The 23,581-nt window shown below is 58.7% G+C and carries 22 protein-coding genes; 17 read left to right on the top strand and 5 right to left on the bottom strand.

Features of this window, described 5'->3' with window-relative positions; translation table 11 throughout:
• Positions 1 to 102 precede the first annotated feature (102 nt).
• Positions 103 to 2,079, top strand: coding sequence for a transglycosylase SLT domain-containing protein (locus F451_RS0105530; RefSeq protein ID WP_083928354.1), 1,977 nt, complete (start codon positions 103 to 105; stop codon positions 2,077 to 2,079).
• 123 nt (positions 2,080 to 2,202) lie between these two features.
• Positions 2,203 to 3,015 (top strand): TatD family hydrolase, encoded by an 813-nt coding sequence (locus F451_RS0105525; protein WP_240476441.1) that lies wholly within the window; start codon positions 2,203 to 2,205, stop codon positions 3,013 to 3,015.
• Here the strand turns inward: F451_RS0105525 and F451_RS0105520 are convergent.
• The gene (locus F451_RS0105520; RefSeq protein WP_240476440.1) at positions 3,012 to 3,239 is read right to left on the bottom strand and encodes a glutaredoxin family protein; all 228 of its coding nucleotides are present in this window, start codon (positions 3,237 to 3,239) and stop codon (positions 3,012 to 3,014) included. The genes F451_RS0105525 and F451_RS0105520 overlap by 4 nt on opposite strands.
• 333 nt (positions 3,240 to 3,572) lie before the next feature.
• On the opposite strand from F451_RS0105520, the gene F451_RS0105515 reads away from it, so the two are divergent.
• The 7 genes from F451_RS0105515 to F451_RS0105485 all read left to right on the top strand — a co-directional run bounded on the left by F451_RS0105515 (position 3,573) and on the right by F451_RS0105485 (position 12,701).
• The gene (locus F451_RS0105515) at positions 3,573 to 5,339 is read left to right on the top strand and encodes a PHA/PHB synthase family protein (RefSeq protein ID WP_020680356.1); all 1,767 of its coding nucleotides are present in this window, start codon (positions 3,573 to 3,575) and stop codon (positions 5,337 to 5,339) included.
• Between the two features lie 394 nt (positions 5,340 to 5,733).
• Positions 5,734 to 7,068 (top strand): MATE family efflux transporter, encoded by a 1,335-nt coding sequence (locus F451_RS0105510; RefSeq protein WP_020680355.1) that lies wholly within the window; start codon positions 5,734 to 5,736, stop codon positions 7,066 to 7,068.
• 92 nt (positions 7,069 to 7,160) lie between these two features.
• Positions 7,161 to 8,159 carry a DUF3080 family protein gene (locus tag F451_RS0105505; RefSeq protein WP_020680354.1) on the top strand — a complete coding sequence of 333 codons (999 nt, stop codon included), beginning with the start codon at positions 7,161 to 7,163 and terminating at the stop codon, positions 8,157 to 8,159.
• A gap of 114 nt (positions 8,160 to 8,273) precedes the next feature.
• Positions 8,274 to 8,864, top strand: a complete 591-nt coding sequence (locus tag F451_RS0105500; protein WP_020680353.1) for an FMN-dependent NADH-azoreductase — start codon at positions 8,274 to 8,276, stop codon at positions 8,862 to 8,864.
• A gap of 104 nt (positions 8,865 to 8,968) precedes the next feature.
• Positions 8,969 to 9,955 carry a glutathione S-transferase family protein gene (locus F451_RS0105495; protein ID WP_020680352.1) on the top strand — a complete coding sequence of 329 codons (987 nt, stop codon included), beginning with the start codon at positions 8,969 to 8,971 and terminating at the stop codon, positions 9,953 to 9,955.
• Positions 9,956 to 10,028: 73 nt separating this feature from the next.
• Entirely contained in the window at positions 10,029 to 10,736 is a 708-nt protein-coding gene (locus F451_RS0105490; RefSeq protein WP_020680351.1) for a transglutaminase-like cysteine peptidase, read from the top strand.
• A gap of 18 nt (positions 10,737 to 10,754) precedes the next feature.
• On the top strand, positions 10,755 to 12,701 hold the full coding sequence (locus F451_RS0105485) for a bifunctional diguanylate cyclase/phosphodiesterase (protein ID WP_020680350.1): 1,947 nt from the start codon (positions 10,755 to 10,757) through the stop codon (positions 12,699 to 12,701).
• 149 nt (positions 12,702 to 12,850) lie between these two features.
• On the opposite strand, the gene trxC is transcribed toward F451_RS0105485, so the two are convergent.
• From trxC to tusA, 3 genes are all read right to left on the bottom strand, one after another.
• Positions 12,851 to 13,288, bottom strand: coding sequence for a thioredoxin TrxC (trxC, locus tag F451_RS0105480; protein WP_020680349.1), 438 nt, complete (start codon positions 13,286 to 13,288; stop codon positions 12,851 to 12,853).
• Positions 13,289 to 13,411: 123 nt separating this feature from the next.
• Positions 13,412 to 13,984, bottom strand: coding sequence for a ProQ/FINO family protein (locus F451_RS24905; protein ID WP_020680348.1), 573 nt, complete (start codon positions 13,982 to 13,984; stop codon positions 13,412 to 13,414).
• A gap of 5 nt (positions 13,985 to 13,989) precedes the next feature.
• Entirely contained in the window at positions 13,990 to 14,232 is a 243-nt protein-coding gene (gene tusA / locus F451_RS0105470; RefSeq protein ID WP_026291525.1) for a sulfurtransferase TusA, read from the bottom strand.
• A gap of 141 nt (positions 14,233 to 14,373) precedes the next feature.
• Between tusA and F451_RS0105465 the strand changes: the two genes are divergently transcribed.
• Positions 14,374 to 14,655 carry an antibiotic biosynthesis monooxygenase family protein gene (locus F451_RS0105465; RefSeq protein ID WP_020680346.1) on the top strand — a complete coding sequence of 94 codons (282 nt, stop codon included), beginning with the start codon at positions 14,374 to 14,376 and terminating at the stop codon, positions 14,653 to 14,655.
• Positions 14,656 to 14,678: 23 nt separating this feature from the next.
• Here the strand turns inward: F451_RS0105465 and F451_RS0105460 are convergent, their stop codons facing one another.
• Positions 14,679 to 15,296, bottom strand: a complete 618-nt coding sequence (locus F451_RS0105460) for an alpha/beta family hydrolase (protein WP_156826382.1) — start codon at positions 15,294 to 15,296, stop codon at positions 14,679 to 14,681.
• A gap of 345 nt (positions 15,297 to 15,641) precedes the next feature.
• Here F451_RS0105460 and ccoN point away from each other — a divergent pair, with 345 nt between their 5' ends.
• From ccoN to F451_RS24900, 7 genes are all read left to right on the top strand, one after another.
• Positions 15,642 to 17,072 (top strand): cytochrome-c oxidase, cbb3-type subunit I, encoded by a 1,431-nt coding sequence (ccoN, locus tag F451_RS0105455; protein WP_020680344.1) that lies wholly within the window; start codon positions 15,642 to 15,644, stop codon positions 17,070 to 17,072.
• Between the two features lie 21 nt (positions 17,073 to 17,093).
• Positions 17,094 to 17,714, top strand: coding sequence for a cytochrome-c oxidase, cbb3-type subunit II (gene ccoO, locus F451_RS0105450; RefSeq protein WP_020680343.1), 621 nt, complete (start codon positions 17,094 to 17,096; stop codon positions 17,712 to 17,714).
• A gap of 5 nt (positions 17,715 to 17,719) precedes the next feature.
• Entirely contained in the window at positions 17,720 to 17,902 is a 183-nt protein-coding gene (locus F451_RS0105445; RefSeq protein ID WP_020680342.1) for a cbb3-type cytochrome oxidase subunit 3, read from the top strand.
• Positions 17,899 to 18,792, top strand: a complete 894-nt coding sequence (gene ccoP, locus F451_RS0105440) for a cytochrome-c oxidase, cbb3-type subunit III (protein ID WP_020680341.1) — start codon at positions 17,899 to 17,901, stop codon at positions 18,790 to 18,792. The genes F451_RS0105445 and ccoP overlap by 4 nt, the downstream gene beginning before the upstream one ends.
• 192 nt (positions 18,793 to 18,984) lie before the next feature.
• A complete protein-coding gene (gene ccoG / locus F451_RS0105435) occupies positions 18,985 to 20,412 on the top strand; it encodes a cytochrome c oxidase accessory protein CcoG (protein WP_020680340.1) in 1,428 nt (475 codons plus the stop codon).
• A 127-nt stretch (positions 20,413 to 20,539) separates the two neighbouring features.
• The gene (locus F451_RS0105430; RefSeq protein WP_020680339.1) at positions 20,540 to 21,058 is read left to right on the top strand and encodes a FixH family protein; all 519 of its coding nucleotides are present in this window, start codon (positions 20,540 to 20,542) and stop codon (positions 21,056 to 21,058) included.
• Positions 21,059 to 21,069: 11 nt separating this feature from the next.
• A partial coding sequence (locus F451_RS24900; RefSeq protein ID WP_083928352.1) for a heavy metal translocating P-type ATPase metal-binding domain-containing protein occupies positions 21,070 to 23,581 on the top strand: 2,512 nt, incomplete at its 3' end.

The following is a 23,581-nucleotide window of genomic DNA, read 5'->3' as shown; positions in this document are numbered from 1 at the left end:
AAAACCGGGCTAAATATGAAAACTGTTCAACACCTGTCTTTTCGGGTGATGTCTCCATTAGACTGATCATCACATCCGCAAAAACAGGGCTGTAAACGGACTATGAAACCACTCTCACTGATGTTTGCAGCGTTGGCATGGAGCTGCACGTTTTCACTCTCAACACACGCAACCAGCATCACTCCGACCGATAGCTACGCCCGGGAGCGGACCAGCTACCAGGAAGCCATGCAGGCCGCCGCATCAAGAGACTGGAGCAGCTTTGAGTCCATTGCCACCAAGCTCAAGCAATACCCGCTCTACCCCTATCTGGAATACACGCGCCTCGAGGCGCAACTGGCCAGCGCCAGTCAACGCCAGGTCAGCGATTTTATCTCATCCCATGCAGACACTCCCCTGGCAATGCGCCTGCAGCGCAGCTGGATCAACCAGCTGGCACGCCAGCAGGCATGGAGCGGCCTCCTTCGCGCCAGTACCCAGATGCCCGTTGGCGGCACCAAGTATCAGTGCCTTGAACTCGTCGCCCGGCTCAACACGGGTGACACCAAGACCGCCTATGCCAGCGCAGCGGAGCTCTGGGATGTGGGCACGTCACAGCCAGACGCCTGTGACCCGCTGTTCGATAGCTGGATCAAGACCGGGCACCTGAGTTCGGACATCGCCCTGAGCCGGTTTTTCAAAGCAGTCGAGGCCGGCAATACCTCGCTGGCGAAATACACGCAACGCTTTATATCAGACCCGAAACAGAAGGCCGTCAGCGATCTGTTCCTGAAGATCAACAGCGACGCCAAACTGCTGGCAGACCGCAACCTGCTGACCCCGGGCAACGCCCTGCATGGGCGCATCGCCGCCCATGGCATCCGCGACCTGGCCCGCAGGGATCTGGAAGGGTCCTTTGATCTCTGGTTACGGGACAGGGACAGACTCAAGGTAGACCCGCAACGGCGTACCACCCTGGATCGCTACTTCGGCGTACGCATGGGCAAAAATTTCCTGCCGGACTACGAAGCGCGGATGGCGCGTCTGGACCCCGACTTCAAGCAGGAAGATATTACCGAATGGCGCATTCGCAACGCGTTGGCCCGTTTCGACTGGGCCAGGGTACAGCAGCTGATTAAGCGCCTGCCAGCAGAGCTCCAGGCCAACGAGCGCTGGCTGTACTGGAACAGCGTGGCCATCGACAGCACCGGCAAGGGCAACAACAGCCCCGAAAGCCTGTCGCGCCTCACAGGCGCGCGTAACTTCTACAGCTTTCTCGCCGCCGAGATGCACGACCGGCCCTACGACCTGCAGGACGAGCCCGCAGGCTTTGACAGCGCCCAGCTGAAACGCCTGGAACAGAAGCCGGCATTCAAGCGCATGCGCGAACTGCTGCTGCTGGAGGAAAACTATCAGGCCCGCTCGGAATGGAACCTGGCGCAGACCCGACTCAGTGACAGCGACCGCCACGCCGCGGCCCACGTCGCCAGCCGCTGGGGCTGGCACGACCAGTCCATTCGCGGCGCCATAAGCTCAAATCGCTGGAACGACCTGGCCATTCGTTTTCCCCACCCGTACAAGACACTGTTCAAGCAGTACGCTGCGGATCGCGGCATCAACCGCACCTGGGCACTGTCCGTTGCTCGCCAGGAAAGCGCTTTCCAGGCCTCGGTCCAATCCGGCGCGGGCGCCCGCGGCCTGATGCAGTTGATGCCCAAAACAGCCGCCCAGACCGCCAAACGCTACACCGTGCCGTATCGCAACAGCAGTGACCTCTACAACCCCGAAACCAACATTGCGCTTGGCACCGCTTACCTGGCGCAGATGCTGGAACGCTTCAATGGCAACCGGGTTTTCGCCACGGCAGCCTATAATGCGGGCCCTCACCGGGTATCACGCTGGCTCGAAGAGCGCGGCCATCTGCCACTGGATATCTGGATCGAGACGATCCCGTTTGATGAAACCCGCAACTATGTGCAAAACGTGCTGGCGTTTGGGGTCATCTATGATGTCCGCGACCAGCAGCCAACGCGCATGCTGACTCCTGCGGAATCGGCGAGCCTGGCGCTGTACCAGACCTCGAGCGCCAAAAAGCTCTAACCAGGGCACGCCTGCTGCCCACCGGGGCCGCCATCAGGCACGCCGGAGGGTACGCACTGAAAAACGTCGGCACTGCTGGCATAATGGCATCCGACTCTTTTCGCCTGCGCCAGGACAAACCCCGTGCTTGACCCCATGACAGACATCGGTGCCAACCTCACCGACAAGCGTTTCGCCCATGATCTCGACGCCGTACTCGCGCGCGCCAGCGCGGCGGGCGTCAGCACGCTGATCGTTACCGGCACCAGCGCAGCTGGCAGCGACGACGCCCGCAGCCTGTGCGAGCGCCATCCCGGGCAGCTTTACTTCACCGCCGGCATTCACCCGCACCACGCAAGTGATTACTGTAGCGACAGCCACGTACGGTTACGCCATCTCGCCCGCCACCGCGCCTGCGTCGCCATTGGTGAAACAGGCCTGGATTTCAACCGGAATTTTTCCAGCCCGGCGCAGCAGGTCGCAGCATTCGAACAACAGCTCGAGCTTGCCAGCGAAACCGGCCTGCCGCTTTTTTTGCACGAACGGGATGCCCACGCACAACAGCTGGCCATGCTCAAAAGCCATCGCAACACCATCAGCCGCGCCGTTGCCCACTGCTTTACCGGCACGGCTGACGAGCTGTATGGCTACCTGGAACTGGATCTCTACATCGGACTGACCGGCTGGATTTGCGACGAGCGCCGCGGCGGCCACCTGCTGGACCTGATCAAGGACATCCCCGCGGACCGCCTGCTGCTGGAAACAGACGCGCCTTACCTGCTACCACGGGATTTGCGCCCCAAGCCCAAATCAGGGCGGAACGAACCCTGCTACCTGCCCCACATCGCCGAGCGCGTCGCCAAAGCTACGGGCGAGTCAATTGAGGCACTGCGAGCCCGGCTGCACTCAAACAGCCAGACCTTCTTCGCGCTGCAGCCTGATCAGGCAGGTCACTAAGCCAGCCCTTCGACAAAATCCAGCAGTGTGGCGCGATCAAACGGCCAGCCCAGCTCCGCGCCACTGGATTCGTCCACCAGCACCGGGATGCGTACACCGTAGCGTTCCACCAGGGCATCATCCTCTGCAATATCCACCTCGTCGACGCTGTGCAACCCGGGGTCGAGCGTGGTCACGAGAATGTCGATCGCCTGGTCACATAAATGACACCCTAGTGTACTCATCAACAAAAAATGCCGCATTGTGCTTCCTCAGAATCCAAATCCGTAACGCCCACAGAAACGGCGCACCGCATTCTAGCCAGCCAGGCGCCTGCCGGCAAAGGACCTTGCGCGCCAGCAACGACACACGGGCTGCAGTGAATCAGCGCCCCATGCCGGGACAGGTCATTGAGCACCTGCAATATAATTACTACACAATTCGTACCATCATCCTGTCGCAGGGGTTGCCAGACCGTTTACACCAACGCTATGCTTGCGGTTCTCATTTGTTTAGCAATTGCACAACATCGGCCCCTGCCAAGCTGTCACGCAGACCCAGCAAGGCGAGCCTCGCGGATGTCGATTCAGCCGGAGAAGTCGGTATTCATGGATAAAGACAACAACATACTTTCAAATCCGCAGGAGTTTATCGACTACCTGAACTCGGAAACCAAGAAAGTCCTGGACATGTTCACCTCCTCGGGTGGAGATGACATCTTCACCCAATTCACTCAATCCTGGACCGAGCTTACTACCCGCTCATTTGAGGACCCGTCTGTATGGATTCGGGCCATCACTGAATACCAAACCGCGCAGCTTAATCTTTGGCAGAGCCTGTTCACCGGAAACACCGCCGCCAGTGTTGAGCCCCCCCGGGGCGACCGCCGGTTTCAGGCCGAAGAGTGGTCAGCCAACCCGGTTTTCAGCTACATCAAGCAGTCTTACCTGCTGACGTCCAAGCTGCTGAATGAAATGGCGTCCAATGCCAACCTGTCGGACTCCGAACAGCGCAAGCTGGAGTTTTACACTCAGCAGTACATTGACGCCCTGTCGCCGACCAACTTTGCCGCCACCAATCCGGAAGTGCTGCAGCAGGCACTGGAAACCAAGGGACAGAGCCTGATCGACGGTCTGAAGAACCTGCTCGGCGACATCGACAAGGGCCGCATCTCAATGACGGACGAAACCGCGTTCGTGCTGGGCGAGAACATCGCCCTGACCGAAGGCGCCGTGGTGTTCGAAAATGACATGTTCCAGCTGTTGCAGTACAAACCCAAAACGGAACAGGTTACCGAGCGTCCCCTGCTGATCGTGCCCCCATGCATCAACAAGTTTTACATCCTTGATTTGCAGGAACACAATTCGTTTGTACGTTACTGCGTTGAACAGGGTCAGACCGTCTTCCTGGTCTCCTGGCTGAACCCGTCTATCGAGCAGGGCAATATCAGCTGGGACGATTATGTTGGCAACGGCGTAATCAAGGCCATAGACGTGGCCCACGAAATCGGTGGCAATGACAAGGTTAATGCCCTGGCCTGGTGTGTCGGCGGAACACTGCTTGCCAGTGCACTGGCCGTCATGGCGGCACGCAAGGACAACCGCGTCGCTTCTGCAACGTTCCTCACCACCCTGACCGACTTCAGCGACCCGGGCGATCTGTGCGTCTTCATTGACGAACAGCAGGTCAAGCGCCTGGAAGACAAGGTCACCAGCGCCGGCGTACTCAACGGCCGGGAACTGGCAACCTCGTTTAACATGCTGCGCTCCAACGACCTGATCTGGTCCTATGTAGTCAACAACTACCTCAAGGGCCAGACACCACCGCCGTTCGACATTCTTTACTGGAACAGCGACTCCACCAACCTGCCCGCCAGCATGTACACCTACTACATCAACAAGATGTATCTGGAAAACAAACTGGTAGAGCCAAACGCACTGACCATCTGTGGCGAGCCGGTGGATCTGGGCAAGATCCGTATTCCCTGCTATTTCCTGTCGACCATCGAGGATCACATCGCCCCGTGGAAAGGCACCTTCAAGGGCGCTGCAAACTTCAAGGGCAACGTGGAATTCGTGCTTGGCGCCAGCGGCCACGTCGCCGGCGTCATCAATCCGGTATCCAAGAACCGCCGTCACTACTGGACCGGCGGCGAATTGGGCAAGGACGCCGATCACTGGTTTGATACATCGACCCAGCAGGAAGGCTCCTGGTGGGCCCACTGGGGCGAATGGCTCAAGCGTCGCGCCGGCAAGAAGATGGACGCACCTGTCGACTTCGGCAACGCGACCTACAAAATGATTGAACCTGCTCCAGGCCGCTACGTCAGTGCACGTATCGACTAATCGCCCGTAGCACAGAACAACGGCGGCGACCCCTTGGGATCGCCGCCGTTTTTGTTTCCAGGCCATGCCTTGCCGCCGGGCAGTCACCGCATTATCCTGTGCCCCAGAACTCAGGGGGCCACGGCATGCAGAACATCGACTCGAGCAACACGCTTGCCGCCGCCTGGCACGCGCGCTCAATCCGGTCACGGCGAACGTGGCGGCTCGATCCTACAAGTTCATCCGAGCCAACGGCTTTTTGCAGAAGTCATTGGATAGTTCGCCCAACGTCACACCCCTGCCACTTTCTGTGTACGGCGGCCGGATTGCCAGGCAGATCTTCAATATTGTTAACTGAGCCTGCACTCTGAACATGCTTACTCACCAGCCCCGCATTTGTCTGAGGGAGGCACGCATGCTGCTGCAACTCGGGACCCCCATCATGGTCGCGCAGCTATCACAGACCGCCATGGGGTTTGTCGATACTCTGATGGCTGGCCATGTCAGCGCCCGAGACCTTGCCGCCGTGGCGCTTGGCAACGGCATCTGGCTACCGGTTTTTTTGGCCCTGTCCGGTGTACTCATGGCCACTACACCGATGACAGCACAACACCTGGGCGCCGGTAATCGACGCGCCGCGGGCGCCGTATTCCAGCAGGGATTCTGGGTCGCGCTGCTCGCCGGCAGCCTTGCCTTTGTCAGCGTACGTAACTGCGGCTGGCTGCTGGAACAACTCAATGTTGCCCCGGAACTTGCCACCCTGACCCAGGCGTACCTGCGCGCCATCTCCTGGGGCCTGCCGGCAATCCTCCTGTATCAGCTGATACGCAGCTTCTGCGAAGGCTTCGGTCTGACCCGCGTGGTCATGAAAATTGGCGTGCTTGGCCTGCTGTGCAACATCCCTCTCAACTACATCTTCATTTACGGCAAGCTTGGCCTGCCCGCCATGGGCGGCGTGGGCTGTGGCTGGGCCACCAGTATTGTCATGTGCATCATGCTGCTGGCAGGCGGCTTCTATATCTGGCGCAGCCCGGCCTTTACAGAGGCAGCGCCCCTGGGACAGTGGCAACGACCGAGCCTGCAGGCGACACGGCAGTTTCTGCAACTGGGCTTTCCCATCGGCGTATCCCTGTTGATCGAGGTCAGCATGTTCTCCCTCATCGCACTGCTACTCGCGCCGCGCGGTGATATTACGGTGGCTGCACACCAGATCACCATGAGCTTTACGGGCCTCACCTTCATGCTGCCACTGAGCATCGCCTTGGCCATTACCATTCGGGTCGGCCACCTGACCGGGGCGAAAGATTACCCGCTAGCCCGGCGCAGCGCCTTTACCGGCGTACTGCTCGCACTGGGCTGCGCCCTGCTCTCCTGCAGCTTCATGCTGATTTTTGCCCACAACATTGCCAGCCTGTATTCCCCGAACCCGGTCGTCATCACGCTGGCAGCCCAGCTATTAACCATTGCCGCCTTCTTTCAATTTTCTGACAGCATCCAGGTCGCTGCGGCCGGTGCGCTGCGCGGCTACAAGGATACAAGCATCCCGCTGCTGCTCGTCTTCGTGGCCTATTGGCTGATTGGCATGCCCGCCGGCTACGTGCTCGGACTCACTGATTGGTTAGGCCCGGCCCAGGGGGCGCACGGTTTCTGGTATGGACTGGTGCTGGGACTGAGTCTCGGCGCATTCCTGCTGGGTACGCGCCTGCTGCGCATGACCCGGCGCTACACTGCCAGCCTGGCGCCGGCCTGAATCCCATGTCAACTAACGCGCACAGAACCGCCTTACTGCTATGTTGCCTGACAGTTGTGCTGGCAGGTTGCGGGCGATCGACCCCCGAGGCCATGCTTGATAACTACACCGAGCGCGTCGCCCGCGTGCTGGAAGAACCCATCGACGCCGGCCTCGACGGGCCAACTGACATTGCGCTGCTGCCACCCAGGCGCGAGCGCCTGCTGCCCCTGACCGATCTGCGCCAGGGCCCGATCGAAGTACTGGCACTGCGCCATTGCAATCTGCTCGGACTGATAGCACAGCGCAACAGCTCGCTCGGCAAGGTCATGCCCCCGTCCAAACAGCTGGTGTACGAAATGCGCCTGCTGAGCCAGGTGCGTGACTGCCGCCAGGAGCTGGCGAAACAGCCCGATGCCGATCCACAGCTCAGACAGCAACTGGAAGACATCCACCGAATCAAGTCACGCGAACTGCCGGCCGTACTCTGGAATGCAATCTACGCCTCCAGCGAGATGGAAAACAATTTCTCCCGCGGCGACCCGCCGCTGCCCCTGCGTTCTGACGACAACAACGAGGATGGCAGCGAAGCGGCCCTGCAGGGCCTGCAGACACTCGCGAGCCTGCAAACACTGATCTCCACACCCGACTGGCGGGCACCTGCCCAGCTGGACGATCTTGAGCAGCATTACCAGGCACTTGAGGCCAACCGCTTCGGCAGCCAGTGGCTCAAGTCGCTCTGGATACTGACCCGCACGCTGGAGCAAACGGCACAGGCACTTGAGCGCCGTGAGTTGCGCGCCAGCATCTGCCCCCAGCAAAGACCCACCCCCAGAGCCAAAATACTGCTGAACGTATTCACCCAGTTTTACGCAGGCGAGGTTCAGCCCTACATGGCCCACATCGATCGCAGCGGACAACGCTGGAAAGCACTGCACCAGCAGCTCATGACAAGCCTTCCCGCCACACCTGCCATGCTCGACTACCAGTGGCGCATCTTCGCTGACGCCAATCCCGACAGCCTCTGGCAGCGCTATATCCAGGCTCGCGATCATCACACAAAAAGCTGGCAGACCACCCTGCGCCGCTGCAGCCTGATGCCCGGCAGTTAAACCCTGATCAATTGTTCAAAAATATTGAATCTTAGACTGAAGATTTTCCGATTTTTAATCTCCGCCCAGTGGCGATAATGACTCCATCAACCTACTGTTGCGGAGCCAGCTCAAATGACCAAAGTACTCGTTATTCAATCCAGCGCCATGAACGAAACGTCCAACACCCGCCTGCTCACAGCCAAACTGCTGGCGCGACTGGGACGGGATTCCGAGCTGGACATCACCACCCGGGATCTGGCACAGAATCAGCTTCCCCACATTACCGATCAGACGCTGGGCGCTTTTTTCACCCCGCAGGATCAGCGCAGCGCGGAACAGGTCCAGATCGTCGCACTGTCTGACCGCCTGGTCGCAGAGCTCCTGAACAACGACATCATCATCATCGCCGCCCCCATGTACAACTTCGGTGTTCCCTCGACCCTGAAGGCTTACTTCGATCATATCGCCCGGGCCGGCGTAACCTTCAAATACACTGAAACCGGCCCTGTTGGCCTGGTGGAAAACAAACAGGCTTATATCGTCACCGCAACCGGTGGCATCCATGCCGGCACACCGCGGGATTTCGTTGCCCCGTACGTCAAAACCTTTCTTGGCTTTCTGGGCGTCAACGCGGTCGAAACCTTCGCAGCAGAGGGCATGAGCATGGCAGACATGAAAGAAACCTCGCTCAGTGAAGTCATGACGGCCATCGAGCAGCTCTAACCACACGCAATTACCGCAACGCCAATAGGGCCAGCGCCGGGAAACCGGCCTGCGCCCTTTTTTACAACAGGTCCTGTTTGGACCCGCAAGCACGGAGGTGATCCATGGGATTACTGATCGACGGACAATGGCACGACCAGTGGTACGACACCAAAAGTCATGACGGCGCCTTCGTGCGGGACGCGTCCCGTTTTCGCAATCAGATAGGCGACTGCAATTTCAAAGCCGAAGCCGGGCGCTATCATCTGTACGTATCCCTCGCCTGCCCCTGGGCACATCGCACCCTGATCGCGCGGCGCATCAAGGGCCTTGAAAGCCTCATCAGCGTTAGCTGTGTGCATCCGCTAATGGCGCAGAACGGCTGGGAATTCGAGACTGATGCCCGCTTCAACCGCTCCGATTATCCCGCCGGCGATCCCCTCTATGGCAGCCGATATCTGCATGAGCTATACAGCCGCGCACAGCATGACTACAGTGGCCGCGTTACGGTTCCAGTACTGTGGGACAAGCTGCAAAACACCATGGTAAACAATGAGTCGGCGGAAATATTGCGCATGCTCAATAGCGCCTTTTCCCATCTCGTGGATCAGGGTCCCGACCTTTATCCCGCAACACTGCGCAGCGAAATAGACGCGATAAACGCCTTTGTGTATGAGCGGATCAATAACGGTGTCTACCGATGCGGCTTTGCCACCACGCAAAGCGCTTATGACGATGCGTTCGAGACACTGTTTGCGGCGCTGGACGAGCTCGACCAGCGCCTTGGCCAGCAGCGCTACCTGGTCGGAGCGCGCATTACCGAGGCCGACTGGCGCCTGTTTACCACCCTGGTGCGCTTTGATGCTGTCTACCACGGCCATTTCAAAGCCAATCTGCGTACCATCAGCCAGTACCCCAACCTTTCGGGTTACCTGCGCGAGCTTTACCAATGGCCAGGCATCGCCTCCACCGTCGACATGACGCAGATCAAAACCCATTACTACGCCAGCCACAGCAACATTAATCCCACGGGCATCGTGCCCCGCGGCCCCGCCATGACGCTGAACCAGCCCCACGACCGCACACGCCTGCCGGCCGATACACAGGCATAAAGCCGCCCCGGATTACTTGAGCGAAACGGCAAGATGATCCATGATGATGCTTCCAGGGATCAGGACGTGCCAAGTGCAATTGCAGCGACTTTATCAGCAGAACCGCGCGGGCCCCAGGCCTGGGCTTCGCACACTGCTTCAGTTGTTCATGCTCCTGGCCAGCGCTGCCAGCCTTGTGCTCGTGGCCGACAACGACACCGGCGTTCGACTCAGCCAGGCGACCATCAACGAACTTGGCCGAACCTACGGTGAACCTGCCCGGCGCCGCCTTGCAGCCTGGCAGCGCCTTCTCACTGACCTTGCCGACGCCGACGAAACCACCCAATTGCGCGAAGTGAACCGCTTCTTTAACCAGGTGCGTTTTCTCGATGATATCGCTCACTGGAAAAAGACGGACTACTGGGCCACGCCGGTGGAATTCCTCGTGACCAATGGCGGCGACTGCGAAGATTTCTCCATTGCCAAGTACTATACCCTGCGCGAACTGGGCGTCCCGATCGACAGGATGAGCATCGCCTACGTCAAGGCCATAAGCCTGAATCAGGCCCATATGGTGCTAACCTACTATCCACAGCCCGATGCTATTCCGCTGGTTCTGGACAACCTGATACCAGACATAAAACCCGCCAGTCAGCGCCCGGACCTGGTGCACGTATACAGCTTTAACGGCGACAATCTCTGGCTGAGCAAAAAAGGACGTCGCGCCGACCTTGTCGGCTCGCCGGATCGGCTCAAGCCCTGGGTTCAGGTGCAATCAAGGATCAATCAACAGCATGACTAGTAGACACAGGAAGAGACTATGTCACTCGTAAACCAGTTGATCGCCGCAACGCTCGCGGTAATGTTGGGACTGGCCAGCGGCACGATCTATATTGTGTCGGACAGCTCAAAACGAATGCTGACCAACCAGCTGGAATCCCACGCTCTTGATACCGCAACACACCTGGGACTCTACCTGGCACCCTATATTGCCAGTCGCGATGCCGCCACGGTCGAAGCCACGGTCAACGCCATCTTCGACAGCGGCTTCTACCAGCGCATTGACGTGGTCACCGCGAACGGCGACATGCTGTTCAGCAAGTCGACCGCACCGGTGATTGGCAACACTGTACCCGAGTGGTTCGTCAACCTGGTACAGCTCACCCCACCGGCAATGACCCGCGAAGTGACCTACAACTGGACAAAAAGTGGCTCCATCTTTGTGCAGGGCCACCCCGGCTACGCCTACCAGGCTTACTGGCGCGTGGCCCAGGAAACGCTGCTCTGGTTCCTGTTTCTGGCCCTGCTGTCCACCCTCGCCATCGCGCTGTTACTGCGAGTCATTCTGCGGCCCCTCAAGGGCGTAGAAGCACAGGCCATTGCCCTGACACGCAAGCAGTACATCGAACAACCCCGCATTCCGAAAACCCGGGAACTGCGTCGCGTTGTCGAGGCCATGAACCAGATGGTGCGCCAGGTGCACCAGATGTTCGAGGAGCAAAGCCAGAATATCGAGGAACTGCGCCGCCAGGCATACCGCGACGATCTTACGGGCCTGCCAAACCCGCGCGCGACACGGGCCCAGCTCGGCGAACGACTGGACTACCGGCGGGACTTCGGCCCCTGCGCCCTGCTCTATATACACATCGATAAGCTGCAAGACCTGAACCAGGCTCTGGGCGCCCAGAAAACCGACAATTTCATCCGCCTGCTGGCAGAAAAGCTTGGCGAAACCGGCACCCGCGCAGGCGATCATGTCATCGGACGTCTCAGTGGCGCCGACTTCACTCTGCTGCTGGAGCGACCAGCGCCGGATCAGCTGCAACGCATCGCAACCGGTCTTCTGACGAGCATCGACCAGAACTACCAGCAGTTGTGCCAGTCCGAGACCCACACCGAAGCGCCGCTTTTCATAGGCATAGCACTGGGCAACGATGAAACAGGCGCGGCCCAGCTGCAATCCAACGCGCAACTGGCTATCGAAAAAGCCATGCAGGATCACAAGCGCATTCACTACTTCCAGGCAGCCGGCGACCCGCAGCCGATTGACGAAAGCTGGCACGCCCATGTATCCGCCGCCATCGACCAGCAGCAGATATTCCTGCAAGCCCAGCCCGTTATTGCGAGAGACGAAACAAAGCTTCACAGGGAAGTGTTCGCCCGCATACTCAACCGCGACAATAGCCCCTGCAGTGCCGGTGATTTCATCAGCGTGGTACGCGAGCTGGGCCTGATGACCGACATGGACCGCGCGGTGGTCAATCACGCGCTTGATTACCTGCAGCGGAACCCGTCAGCCGCGTCACTGGCCATCAACCTGTCCAACGAGTCGGCGACCGATGCGAGCTTTTGCCAGTGGCTGCTTGAGCGTCTGGCAACACTGCCGGCGCCGGACCGGCTGTGCATTGAACTCAACGAATCTTCGGTACTCAATAACCTGGCGGATATCGAGGGCTTGCGCACCGCACTGCGCCAACTGGGATGCCGTTTTGGTGTCGACAACTTCGGCGTACACCCCAGCGGATTTGGCTATCTGTATAAACTGCAGCCCGACTACATCAAGATCGACGGCTCCCTGCTGCACGATATCGATAGCGATGCCCAGGATCAGTTTTTTGTCAGCAGCCTGGTCAGCGTGGCGCACAGCCTGGATATTGCCGCCTACGCCGAACGCGTGGAGCGCACCAGCCAGCTGACCCAGCTGCTGCGCCTTAAAATCGATGCCACCCAGGGCTTCCTGCACGGCACACCCGCCCCGCTGCGTTAAGCCCGCAGGCACATAACACACAAAAAAGCGCCGCTGGAGAGCAGCGGCGTTTTCAAACAGTACTTATGGATTTATCGGCGGTGTTATTGTGCGTAAATCGGAAACCTTAAGACGCCAGACCCACACCTCGCATCGACTCGGTGCAAGCATCAGCTGAATGAACGCAGCCAGCGCTCAAGTCCGCCCGGATCCATGGCACCGGCCTGGCGCCCCAGTTCCTGCCCACCCTTGAGCACCAGCAATGTCGGGATGCTGCGAATGGCATAACGTTGCGCCAACGCAGGCAGCTTTTCCGTCTCGACCTTGGCAAAACGATACTGCGGCTCAAGCCTTGCAGCCGCCGCTGAAAACACCGGCGCCATCATCTTGCAGGGCCCGCACCAGGATGCCCAGAAGTCCACCACCACCGGAATATCCGTCTGGCCGACCAACTTATCAAAAGATGCAGCGCTGGCAATTTCAACCGGCTGCCCGGCAAAAAGCGCCTGCTTGCAGCGACCGCAACGCGGCCCCTGGGCCAGACGCTGCGCCGGAACGCGGTTGGTGACCAGACAATGAGGACAACACAGATTTAATGATTCAGACACGGCAGCAGACCCAAACAGTGATTTACACACTCATTTGGGCCTTGCTGTGAAAATTCAACCGCGCAAGACCCGCCAGATAAAAACGCCGCGGGCAAAAGCGCCGGTGAACGTAACCCCGGTTCCCTAGCGGCCCTTGAGATTCACCAACTGTTCAAGCTTGTTATTCAGGCGCTCAGATTTTTCCTTCTCGGCCTGTTCCTTGCGCTGTTGCTGTTCACGCTCGCGACGCTGACGGTTAATTTCCTTCAGCTTGCCCTTCGCATGTTCGGCTTCCTGCTCGGACACTTCCCCTGCGGCCTCACCCGCCAAATCAATGCGCGCAGCACCCGCCTGAAGGCTGCGGTAATAAGATAGCGTACGCACATAGGATGCCAGCGCGCGCTTAATCTTGTTCTTGGCAATCTTTTCATCCGCCAGCAGGTCTTCCTGAATACCAATCTTGAGCGGCCTGACCTCGGTGCGGCTGAACGTCTTGGGGTAGGTTTCCATCAGCAGCTTCAGCGCTGCCTGATTTGCGACCCGGTTTTTGGAACGGGATTTGGTGTTAGCGGTACTTGCCACGTCGTTCACGTTTACACTCTCGGACTGTTGCTTCGGGGTATCGACGCGAACCTGTTCGCGCTGTTCCAGCAGTTGATCCAGCTCACCAAGCAACTGCTCGGTCTGTTCAATTGCTGCATTTACATTTTCATTCATCGGGCTCAACCGGCTCCCTTGCGTATCAGGTATCGGTACTGGTCATTTTCCACCTTCTGGGCCAACAGCTCGTGCCCCAGGAAGCTACAGAATTTTGGAATGTCTCGCTGCGTGGATGGATCCGTGGCCAGCACTTCGAGCACCTGCCCCGCCTGCAGCTCACGCACCCGGTTATGCAACAACATGACAGGCTCCGGACAGAAGAGTCCGCACGCATCCATCACCTGATCGGGTATTATATTGCCCATTTATTCACCAGTTAATCTCGAACGCGGCCATTGTCGCAAATATGGATGCACAGAGAAAGCCACAGAGGCATTGCGATTGGACGGAAAGTCATTACGCTTAAGGCAGGTGTAACACTTCGACTGCCAGACAGGAGCACTGTCATGATCCGCGTCCTGATTGAACGGTATATCGCCGACGACCTTGCCGATCACTATGAAAAAGCCGCCCGGGCAACACTCACCAAGGCCATGCAAGCGCACGGTTTTATTTCCGGCGAAGCCCTGCACGACACCCAAAACCCCAATCACCGCGTGGTGCTCGCCACTTTCCGCACCATTCAGGACTGGCAGCGCTGGGCACGTTCAGGAGAACGCCAGGAAGCCATGGCAACGATCAACCCCATGCTTACCAGCGACGAAAAAATCACACTGCTCGAACACTGAACAGCGCCAGTACTTATACGGAGTCATAGCCTGGCGACAATGCCAAATGCTGTCGCCAGATGCATTTGCTGAGTAAAACCAGACACCTTGCGCGGCTTCAGGTCATGATCCCCGTCTTCCATCCAGTGAAGCCGCACTTGGGGCGACAGCGCAAAGGACTCCACCTGCGCCTGACTCCCCAGAGCGTCCCGCGTACCCTGAAATATATGCACGGGCAAATCCAGCTGAGCCAAATGCTCGATGCGTGGCTGCTGCGGCTTTTTCACGGCATAAAACGGATAGCCAAAGACCAGCGCGCCACGCACGTACGCAGGCACCTCGGCCAGCAACAGGGTAGCCGCCCGCCCGCCCATGGACTTGCCCGCCAGCCACAGCGGAACCCCATCATCGAGCTCGTCAATGCGCGCGCGAAAGTAATCAAGCAACTGCGGCATCCGATTGGGCGGTCGGCGCCGACCATCTGCCCTTCTGGCCTGCATATAGGGGAATTCAAACCGCATCACCTGAAAGCCGGCATCGGCAAGCCCAAGCGCCGCGGCCTGCATAAAGTCAGAATCCATGGGCGCACCGGCACCGTGCGCGAATAGAATACGGCCTCTGTCTGGCTGCCCGTCAGTTAAATACGCCGAATGTTCGTTCATACATAAGATTCCAAGCTCTGGCATTTTGATCCAAATCAAACATAAGGCATCGACAACTACGACTTTAGGCCTGACCCAAAGAGCCAAGGATGTCATAAAAGCCGTAAAATCGACGCTTTTATCGCCGTAAATACGATTTTTTGACGAAAGAAATCTTAATATCTTTCAACACGTTAAATATTTTCGGTTCGCAAAGCGGCGAAATCGAGTACAATCTGCTGCGAAGTCTGGGTGCGACAATCTACCGCATTCACCAAAGGCTTCGCATTGTAAACAAAGATGCGTTCCCAGATAATTGCCGCCGGAACGTTTTCCTTTTCACTAGCTTGTTGATGAGAGCCTGACATGAGCACAGCAACTGAACACCCGACATACAACTACAGGGTGGTACGACAGTTTGCCATCATGACGGTGGTATGGGGTATCGTCGGTATGGCCATTGGGGTTTTTATTGCAGCCCAGCTGGTCTGGCCCGCACTAAACTTTGATACGCCCTGGTTGTCTTTTGGACGCATTCGTCCATTACACACCAACGCGGTTATATTCGCGTTCGGTGGTTCTGCCCTGTTTGCCACGTCTTATTATGTGGTTCAGCGTACGTGTCAGGTACGGTTATTCTCCGACACTCTGGCCAAATTTACCTTTTGGGGCTGGCAGGCCGTAATTGTTTCGGCAATTATCACCTTGCCCATGGGACTGACGTCCACCAAAGAATACGCCGAACTCGAGTGGCCGATCGACATTCTGATTGCACTGGTCTGGATCAGCTACGCGATCGTCTTTCTGGGCACCGTCAAGAACCGCAAAACCTCTCACATCTACGTGGGTAACTGGTTCTTCATGGCATTCATCATTACTGTGGCGGTGCTGCATATCGTCAACAGCCTGGTGATCCCGGTTTCACTGTTTAAATCCTACTCCGTGTATCCTGGCACCGTCGATGCCATGGTGCAGTGGTGGTACGGCCACAATGCGGTAGGTTTCTTCCTGACCGCGGGTTTCCTGGGCATGATGTACTACTTCGTACCCAAGCAGGCCGAACGCCCGATTTACTCCTACCGCCTGTCGATCGTCCACTTCTGGGCATTGATTGCGACCTACATCTGGGCCGGCGGCCACCATCTGCATTACACAGCGCTGCCTGACTGGACCCAGTCCGTGGCCATGGTCATGTCCCTTATCCTGCTGGCACCCTCCTGGGGCGGCATGATCAACGGCATGATGACCCTGTCCGGCGCATGGCACAAACTGCGCACCGACCCGGTCCTGCGCTTCCTGGTCGTCTCTTTGTCTTTCTACGGCATGTCGACCTTCGAAGGCCCGATGATGGCAATCAAGACAGTCAACGCACTGTCGCACTACACCGACTGGACCGTTGGCCACGTACATGCCGGCGCGCTCGGCTGGGTTGCCATGATCTCCATCGGCTCCACCTACCACATGATTCCGCGCCTGTGGGGCAAGTCGCAAATGTACTCCGTAGGCCTGATCAATGCGCACTTCTGGCTGGCAACGATCGGCACCGTACTCTACATCTGCGCAATGTGGGTTAACGGCATCCTGCAGGGTCTGATGTGGCGCGCAGTCAACGAAGACGGCACCCTGACTTACAGCTTCGTGGAAGCCCTGGCCGCAAGCCAGCCGGGTTACTTCGTACGCTGGCTGGGCGGCGCCTTCTTCGTGACAGGCATGCTGCTGATGGCCTACAACACTTGGCAGACAGTGCGTAAAGGCAGCCGCGCGCCGGCAGCCGACACGGCCGCACAGACCGCTTGAGGCCGATAGGAGCTATTAGCGATGATCAAACACGAAACAATTGAAAAAAATATCGGCCTGATGGTGCTGCTGATCATTCTCGTGATCAGCGGTGGCGGCCTGGCGGAAATCGTTCCGCTGTTTTTCTCGACCTCGACCACTCAGCCGATCGAGGGCATGCGCCCTTACACGGCACTGGAAAATGAAGGCCGCGATATCTATATCCGCGAAGGCTGCCATGTCTGTCATACGCAGATGATTCGACCTTTCCGGGCTGAAACAGAGCGCTACGGCCACTACTCGACTGCCAACGAAGATGTCTGGGAGCACCCGTTCCTGTGGGGTTCCAAGCGAACCGGGCCTGACCTGGACCGTGTCGGCGGACGTTACTCCGACGACTGGCACCGTGCGCATCTTTACAACCCGCGCGATGTAGTCCCGCAGTCGATCATGCCGTCATTCCCGTGGCTGTTCGAGAACCGCATCACCGGTTCCGATACCGCCGCCAAGCTGAAAGTCATGCAGAAACTGGGCGTGCCTTACACTGACGAGCAGATTGCAGACGCCCAGGAAGCGGTGAGCGGAAAGTACGAGATCGACGCGCTGGTCGCCTATCTGCAGGCACTGGGTAAAACACACTCCGAATACAGCAACAAGCGGTAAGTGACGTGAGCTACGACGTCTATGGCCCTTTTATACCGGTGATCATGCTCATCACCTTCATTGGCTTGTTCGCATGGGTGCTGCACCCCAAGAACAAGAAGGGATTTGATGATGCCGCCAACCTTCCCTTCGATGACGAAGAGAAGTCTTCGGATGCCAAGGCCGATAACGGGAGAATGGAAAAATGAGTTCTTTTTGGGGCGCTTGGGTAACGGTGATTACCCTGGCAGTCATTTTTGGCTGCACCTTGCTGCTGTTCCAGACTCGCAAAAGCGAGACTTTCAAGGAATCCACAGATACAACGGTAGGTCACGTATACGACGGCATTGAGGAGTATGACAACCCACTGCCGCGCTGGTGGTTCCAGCTATTCGTAGCAACTATCATCTTTGGACTGGTCTATCTGGCACTCTATCCGGGCCTGGGTAACTTCAAAGGGCTGCTTGGCTGGACATCCCACGGTCAGTGGGACGAAGAGCTGCAGCACGCTGAAGAAGTCTATCAGCCGGTATTTGCCAAATACGCTGCGCTGTCGATCGAAGACCTGCAGAGCGAGGAAAACAAGTCTGGCCTGCAGATGGGTCAGCGCATGTTTGCCAACAACTGCAGCCTCTGCCATGGCGCAGCAGGCACCGGTGCTTACGGCTTCCCCAACCTCACCGATGACGACTGGCTGTATGGCGGCGAGCCTGCCACCATCAAGCAGACCATCGCCAACGGTCGCACTGGCGGCATGCCGCCCTGGGGTTCGGTACTGGGCGAAGAAGGCGTACGCGATGTCGCCAGCTACGTGCTGAGCCTTAGCGGCCGCGACGTGGATCCAGATGCCGCACAGCGTGGTGAAACGCAGTTCCAGGCGCTTTGTACCGCTTGTCACGGCCAGGACGGCAAGGGCATACAGGCCCTGGGCGCACCGAACCTGACCGACGACGTATGGCTCTATGGCGGCAGCTTCGAGGCGGTGACACACTCCATTCGTAATGGCCGTGCAGGCATGATGCCGGCACACAAGGACCTTCTCAGCGATGACAAGATCCACCTGATTGCCGCTTACGTTTACAGCCTGTCACACAACTGACAGACTGCAGATCTGTGATCAAGACGATATGATGTAAATCATATCGTCTTTTTTATGGGCCCCTTATACTGGACTTTGCCCGCTGTGGCCCCAGCATTATCGCCGTTCGGCCACAGCGGACAGACTCTCGATACACCGGCTGACACCCAGCTGAGTAGCACGCTTGCAACACGTAAAACGAAGAGTAATGGCATGAATCAGATTCCGGTCAAAGACGTTACCCACAAGAGCAGCCAGGCCAAGGCAGCGGCCGAAACCTACGATCTGTACGCCAAGCGCGAGCACATTTACGTCAAGTTCTACAAGGGCCTGTTCCGCAACCTGCGCATCATTTCAGGTTTTATCATGCTGGCCGCCTATTTTGGCTTTTCATGGCTGCAATGGGATGGGCATCAGGCGGTGCTCTTCGACCTGCCCAACCGGCAGTTCTATGTATTTGGCATGACGTTCTGGCCACAGGACTTCATGCTACTGTCCTTTCTGCTGATCATACTGGCGTTCGTACTCTTTCTCGTCACCGCCGTAGCGGGGCGCCTGTGGTGCGGCTACGCCTGTCCGCAGTTTGTCTGGACCTGGTTTTTCATCTGGGCCGAACGCATCTGCGAGGGCGATCGAAACCAGCGCATGAAACGCGACAAGGCGCCCTGGACGGCGGAAAAAGCGGTTCGCAAGTCCATCAAGCACGTCCTCTGGCTGCTCATCGCCGCCGCCACGGCAGTTGCCTTTGTCGGCTACTTCAGCCCCATTCGCGAATTGATACCCGACGTACTGAGCTGGAACCTGGGCCCCTGGGAAACCTGGTGGCTGGGCTTTTTTCTGCTGGCCACTTACGGTAACGCCGGCTGGCTGCGCGAACAGGTGTGCATCTACATGTGCCCCTATGCCCGCTTCCAGAGCGTGATGTTTGACCAGGACACCCTGGTTATTTCCTACGATGAAAAACGCGGCGAACCCCGTGGCAAGCGCAAAAAAGGCAGCGACTACAAGGCGCAGGGCCTGGGCGACTGCATTGATTGTGGCAACTGCGTACATGTCTGCCCGGTGGGCATCGATATCCGCGATGGCCTGCAGTACGAATGCGTGGCCTGCGGTGCCTGCATCGATGCCTGCGACGATGTCATGAAACGCATGGGCTACGAGCCCGGCCTGATTCGCTACACCACCGAACATGCACTGGAAGGCAAAACGACCCACCTGCTGCGTCCTCGCCTCATTGGGTATGCCCTGGTCCTGGCTACCATGCTGGCGGCTTTCGCCTATACCATCGCCACCCGCATTCCGCTTGAAGTCGACGTACTGCGCGATCGCGGCCCGCTGTTCACCCAGACCTCCGATGGCAAAGTGGAAAACAGCTATACCCTCAAGCTGGCCAACAAGGGACAGGAGAACCACCGGTTCAAGATCAGTGTCAGCGGCCTCGACGGACTGGAACTGGTGACCGATGCCGAGCTCAACATAGCCGCCGGAGAACTGGCCGAGGTTGCACTGCGCCTGCAGGCAGACCCCGACGCCCTGCAGCACGCCAACTACACCATCACGTTCCACGTCAGCGCGATAGATGACCCATCCATCAGCCTGGATGCCGAAAGCCGCTTTCTGGGGCCTGCCCCAAGGCGCTGATCGTCAAATCATTACCTCACCCCGGGGCAATTTGTCGCAGCAGCGCACCCCGGGGTTTTCGGTTAGAATAGCGCCGCGGGCGAACACCGGTTCGCCCAGCATCGCTTAAGCGTGTTTAAGGATCATCATGAAGCAAGACAACACGGCCATCGCGCCCTGGTATAAACAGCCCTGGCTCTGGTTCATTCTGGCCCCTGTAATTGCCTCGGTTATCTCCGGTACCACCTTTCTGTATCTGTCGATCACCTCCGCGGACGGGATCGTCAAAGACGACTACTACAAGGTCGCCAAGGGACTGCAGATCGACAACAGGCCCGCCATCGAGGCCGCAGCCCTCAACCTGAGCGCTGACCTGCTGCTCGACGACCTCACCGGTGACATCGGCCTGACCCTGCATGGCAAGGTGGCGGATGATCTGGATCGCCTGACACTGGAAATCATTCACCCGATCCACCAGAAATACGACCAGAACCTGCAACTGCGCCGCGTACCCGGCAGCACGCGCTTCACCGGCAGCTTGCAGGCCACCCTGAGTGTCAGCAACCATTATGTGGTCGTGGTACCGCCGGACAACAGCTGGAACCTGCGCATCGAAATCCAGCCCCCTTATGACCCGCTGCGTATTCAGCTGTCACCGGCACGCTGAAAACTGGCAACATGACCACCCCAGCACGCGCAATGGAAACCGGCGCCACCCGGCACAACACCCAAGAGCAGGCTCAGGCCTGCTTTCACTGCGGACTCGATATTCCTGCCGGCACCCGCTTCGTGCTGCAGATTGATGGCCAGCCCCGTGCCCTTTGCTGCCCCGGCTGCCTGGCCGTGGCACAAACCATCGTCGACAGCGGGCTGGATGACTACTACCGCCATCGCGCCGGTACGGCAGCGGCCGGCGCGGCAACGGCCGCCGCAGCAGATATCGCCGGGCGCGCCCTGCCAGACACCCTGGCACAGGAACTGGCGCTGTATGATCTGCCAAGCGTCCAGCAGGCCTTTGTCACTACGCTTGAAAACAATACGCGTGAAGCAAGCCTCGTCATCGAAGGCATTACCTGCGCCGCCTGCAGCTGGCTGCTCGAACACCACCTGCAGCGACAGCCTGGGGTCGTGCATGTAAGCGTCAATCTGAGCAATCACCGCATGCGCCTTGGCTGGGATACGGACACGACCTGCCTCAGCAGCCTGCTGGGTCAGATCTACCGTATCGGCTACCAGGGCCACCCCTACCATCCTGACAAGGAAGAGCAGCTGCTCGAGCGCGAGAAGAAACGCGCCATCGGCCGCCTTGGCGTGGCGGGCGTTGGCATGATGCAGGTCATGATGTACGCCATCGCCCTCTACGCCGGCGCGCTGCAGGATATGGATGCGCAATTCGTCAGTTTCATTCGCTGGGCCAGCCTGATCGTAGCCACACCGGTTGCGCTCTACGCCGCGCTGCCGTTCTATCAGGCAGCGTTACGCGACCTGCGCAGCCGCCACCTGAGCATGGACGTACCGGTGTCGATCGCGGTTCTGGGCGCCTACAGCGCCAGCGTCTGGGCCACCCTGACCAACAGCGGCGAAGTCTATTTCGACTCGGTCACCATGTTTACCTTTTTTCTGCTGATTGGCCGGTATCTGGAAATGCAGGCGCGCCACCGTACAGGTCGCGCGGGCAATGCATTGCTCAACCTGCTGCCCAACAGCGCCATCCGGCTTGTCGATGGCGAAGAGTTGCTGGTGCCCGCCAGCGAACTCAAGGTCGGCGACCGGGTGCTGGTCAAGCCGGGCCAGAGCCTGCCGGCCGACGGCGTTATTCGCCGCGGCCACTCATCCATCGATGAATCGGCGCTCACCGGTGAGTATCTGCCCATTCGTCATGGCGAGGGCGACGCCGTGGTGGGCGGCACGCTGAATGTCGAGAACCCCATCGAGCTGGAAATCTGCCAGGTGGGCAGTGACACGCAGCTCTCGGCAATCGTCCGGCTGCTGGACCGCGCCCAGAGCGAAAAGCCCGCCACCGCCCGGCTGGCGGACCGGATCTCCAGTTATTTCGTCGCCGCGGTACTGCTTACCGCCAGCCTGGTCGGATTAGTCTGGTGGCAGATCGACCCCGCCAATGCCTTCTGGGTCACACTGTCTGTCCTGGTCGTGACATGTCCCTGTGCGCTGTCTCTCGCGACCCCCACCGCGCTCACGACCGCAACCGGGACGCTGCGCCAGCAGGGCCTGCTTATTACCCGCGGCCATGTACTGGAGAGCCTTGCCCGCGCCACACATATCGTATTTGACAAGACCGGCACCCTGACACAGGGCAACCTGAGCCTGCATAGCGTCATATGCCTGGGCTCAAAGCGTGATGAGGCCCTGCGCCTGGCAGCGGCACTGGAAGCCCATTCGGAACACCCCATTGCCAAGGCCTTCCATGCTTACATTGACCGGCCTGCTGACACACTGGAATCTCACCTTGGACTTGGCCTGGAGGGCAGTGTCGATGGCCAGCGATACCGTATCGGCACAGCAGATTTTGCCGCCGCACTCTGTCCACAGCAGCCCTTGCCTGCCCTGCCCGACACCCGGAACCAGTGGTTGCTGCTGTGCAGTACAGAGGGCCCGCTGGCCTGGTTTGGACTGGATGACCAGCTCAGGCCCCAGGCCGCTGAATGCATCCGTTCACTGCAATCGCTGGGGCTGACGGTCGAACTGCTGTCCGGCGACAGCTCACCGGCCGTACAGTATGTGAGCCAGACACTCGGCATCGAACGCGCTCATGGCGGCATGTCGCCGGATCAGAAACTGGCACACATCAATGGCCTGCAACGCAGCGGTGCCAATGTTGTCATGGTGGGGGATGGCATCAACGATATTCCGGTATTGGCCGGCGCCCAGACATCCATCGCCATGGGCTCGGCCACCGATCTGGCCAAGACCTGCGCTGATGCGGTGCTGATGAACGGCGATCTTGGTCACCTGGTGGACGGCATTCTGCTGGCACGCAAGACACGCGCTGTCATACGCCAGAACCTGGGCTGGGCACTGTTGTATAATTTATTGGCCCTTCCGCTGGCCGCCGGCGGCTTTATAGCGCCGTATATGGCAGCGATTGGAATGTCCGGCAGCTCACTGGTCGTGGTTGGCAATGCGCTGCGCCTGTCCAGAAAGGCAGGCAAGAAGGCACAAAAGGCGAAGC

Origin of the sequence: Marinobacterium rhizophilum DSM 18822 (assembly GCF_000378045.1) — a bacterium.
Taxonomy (GTDB): Bacteria; Pseudomonadota; Gammaproteobacteria; order Pseudomonadales; family Balneatricaceae; genus Marinobacterium_A; species Marinobacterium_A rhizophilum.
Note: the sequence above shows the minus strand (reverse complement) of the source record. Positions and strands in the feature narration are given on the sequence as shown.

Excerpts from the sequence above, each read along its gene's own strand:
- F451_RS0105530 (WP_083928354.1), top strand. The coding sequence starts at position 103 with ATGAAACCACTCTCACTGATGTTTGCAGCGTTGGCATGGAGCTGCACG.
- F451_RS0105520 (WP_240476440.1), bottom strand. The coding sequence starts at position 3,239 with ATGAGTACACTAGGGTGTCATTTATGTGACCAGGCGATCGACATTCTC.
- F451_RS0105515 (WP_020680356.1), top strand. The coding sequence starts at position 3,573 with ATGTCGATTCAGCCGGAGAAGTCGGTATTCATGGATAAAGACAACAAC.
- F451_RS0105510 (WP_020680355.1), top strand. The coding sequence starts at position 5,734 with ATGCTGCTGCAACTCGGGACCCCCATCATGGTCGCGCAGCTATCACAG.
- F451_RS0105505 (WP_020680354.1), top strand. The coding sequence starts at position 7,161 with ATGCTTGATAACTACACCGAGCGCGTCGCCCGCGTGCTGGAAGAACCC.
- F451_RS0105500 (WP_020680353.1), top strand. The coding sequence starts at position 8,274 with ATGACCAAAGTACTCGTTATTCAATCCAGCGCCATGAACGAAACGTCC.
- F451_RS0105495 (WP_020680352.1), top strand. The coding sequence starts at position 8,969 with ATGGGATTACTGATCGACGGACAATGGCACGACCAGTGGTACGACACC.
- F451_RS0105485 (WP_020680350.1), top strand. The coding sequence starts at position 10,755 with ATGTCACTCGTAAACCAGTTGATCGCCGCAACGCTCGCGGTAATGTTG.
- F451_RS24905 (WP_020680348.1), bottom strand. The coding sequence starts at position 13,984 with ATGAATGAAAATGTAAATGCAGCAATTGAACAGACCGAGCAGTTGCTT.
- tusA (WP_026291525.1), bottom strand. The coding sequence starts at position 14,232 with ATGGGCAATATAATACCCGATCAGGTGATGGATGCGTGCGGACTCTTC.
- F451_RS0105465 (WP_020680346.1), top strand. The coding sequence starts at position 14,374 with ATGATCCGCGTCCTGATTGAACGGTATATCGCCGACGACCTTGCCGAT.
- F451_RS0105460 (WP_156826382.1), bottom strand. The coding sequence starts at position 15,296 with ATGAACGAACATTCGGCGTATTTAACTGACGGGCAGCCAGACAGAGGC.
- ccoN (WP_020680344.1), top strand. The coding sequence starts at position 15,642 with ATGAGCACAGCAACTGAACACCCGACATACAACTACAGGGTGGTACGA.
- ccoO (WP_020680343.1), top strand. The coding sequence starts at position 17,094 with ATGATCAAACACGAAACAATTGAAAAAAATATCGGCCTGATGGTGCTG.
- ccoP (WP_020680341.1), top strand. The coding sequence starts at position 17,899 with ATGAGTTCTTTTTGGGGCGCTTGGGTAACGGTGATTACCCTGGCAGTC.
- ccoG (WP_020680340.1), top strand. The coding sequence starts at position 18,985 with ATGAATCAGATTCCGGTCAAAGACGTTACCCACAAGAGCAGCCAGGCC.
- F451_RS0105430 (WP_020680339.1), top strand. The coding sequence starts at position 20,540 with ATGAAGCAAGACAACACGGCCATCGCGCCCTGGTATAAACAGCCCTGG.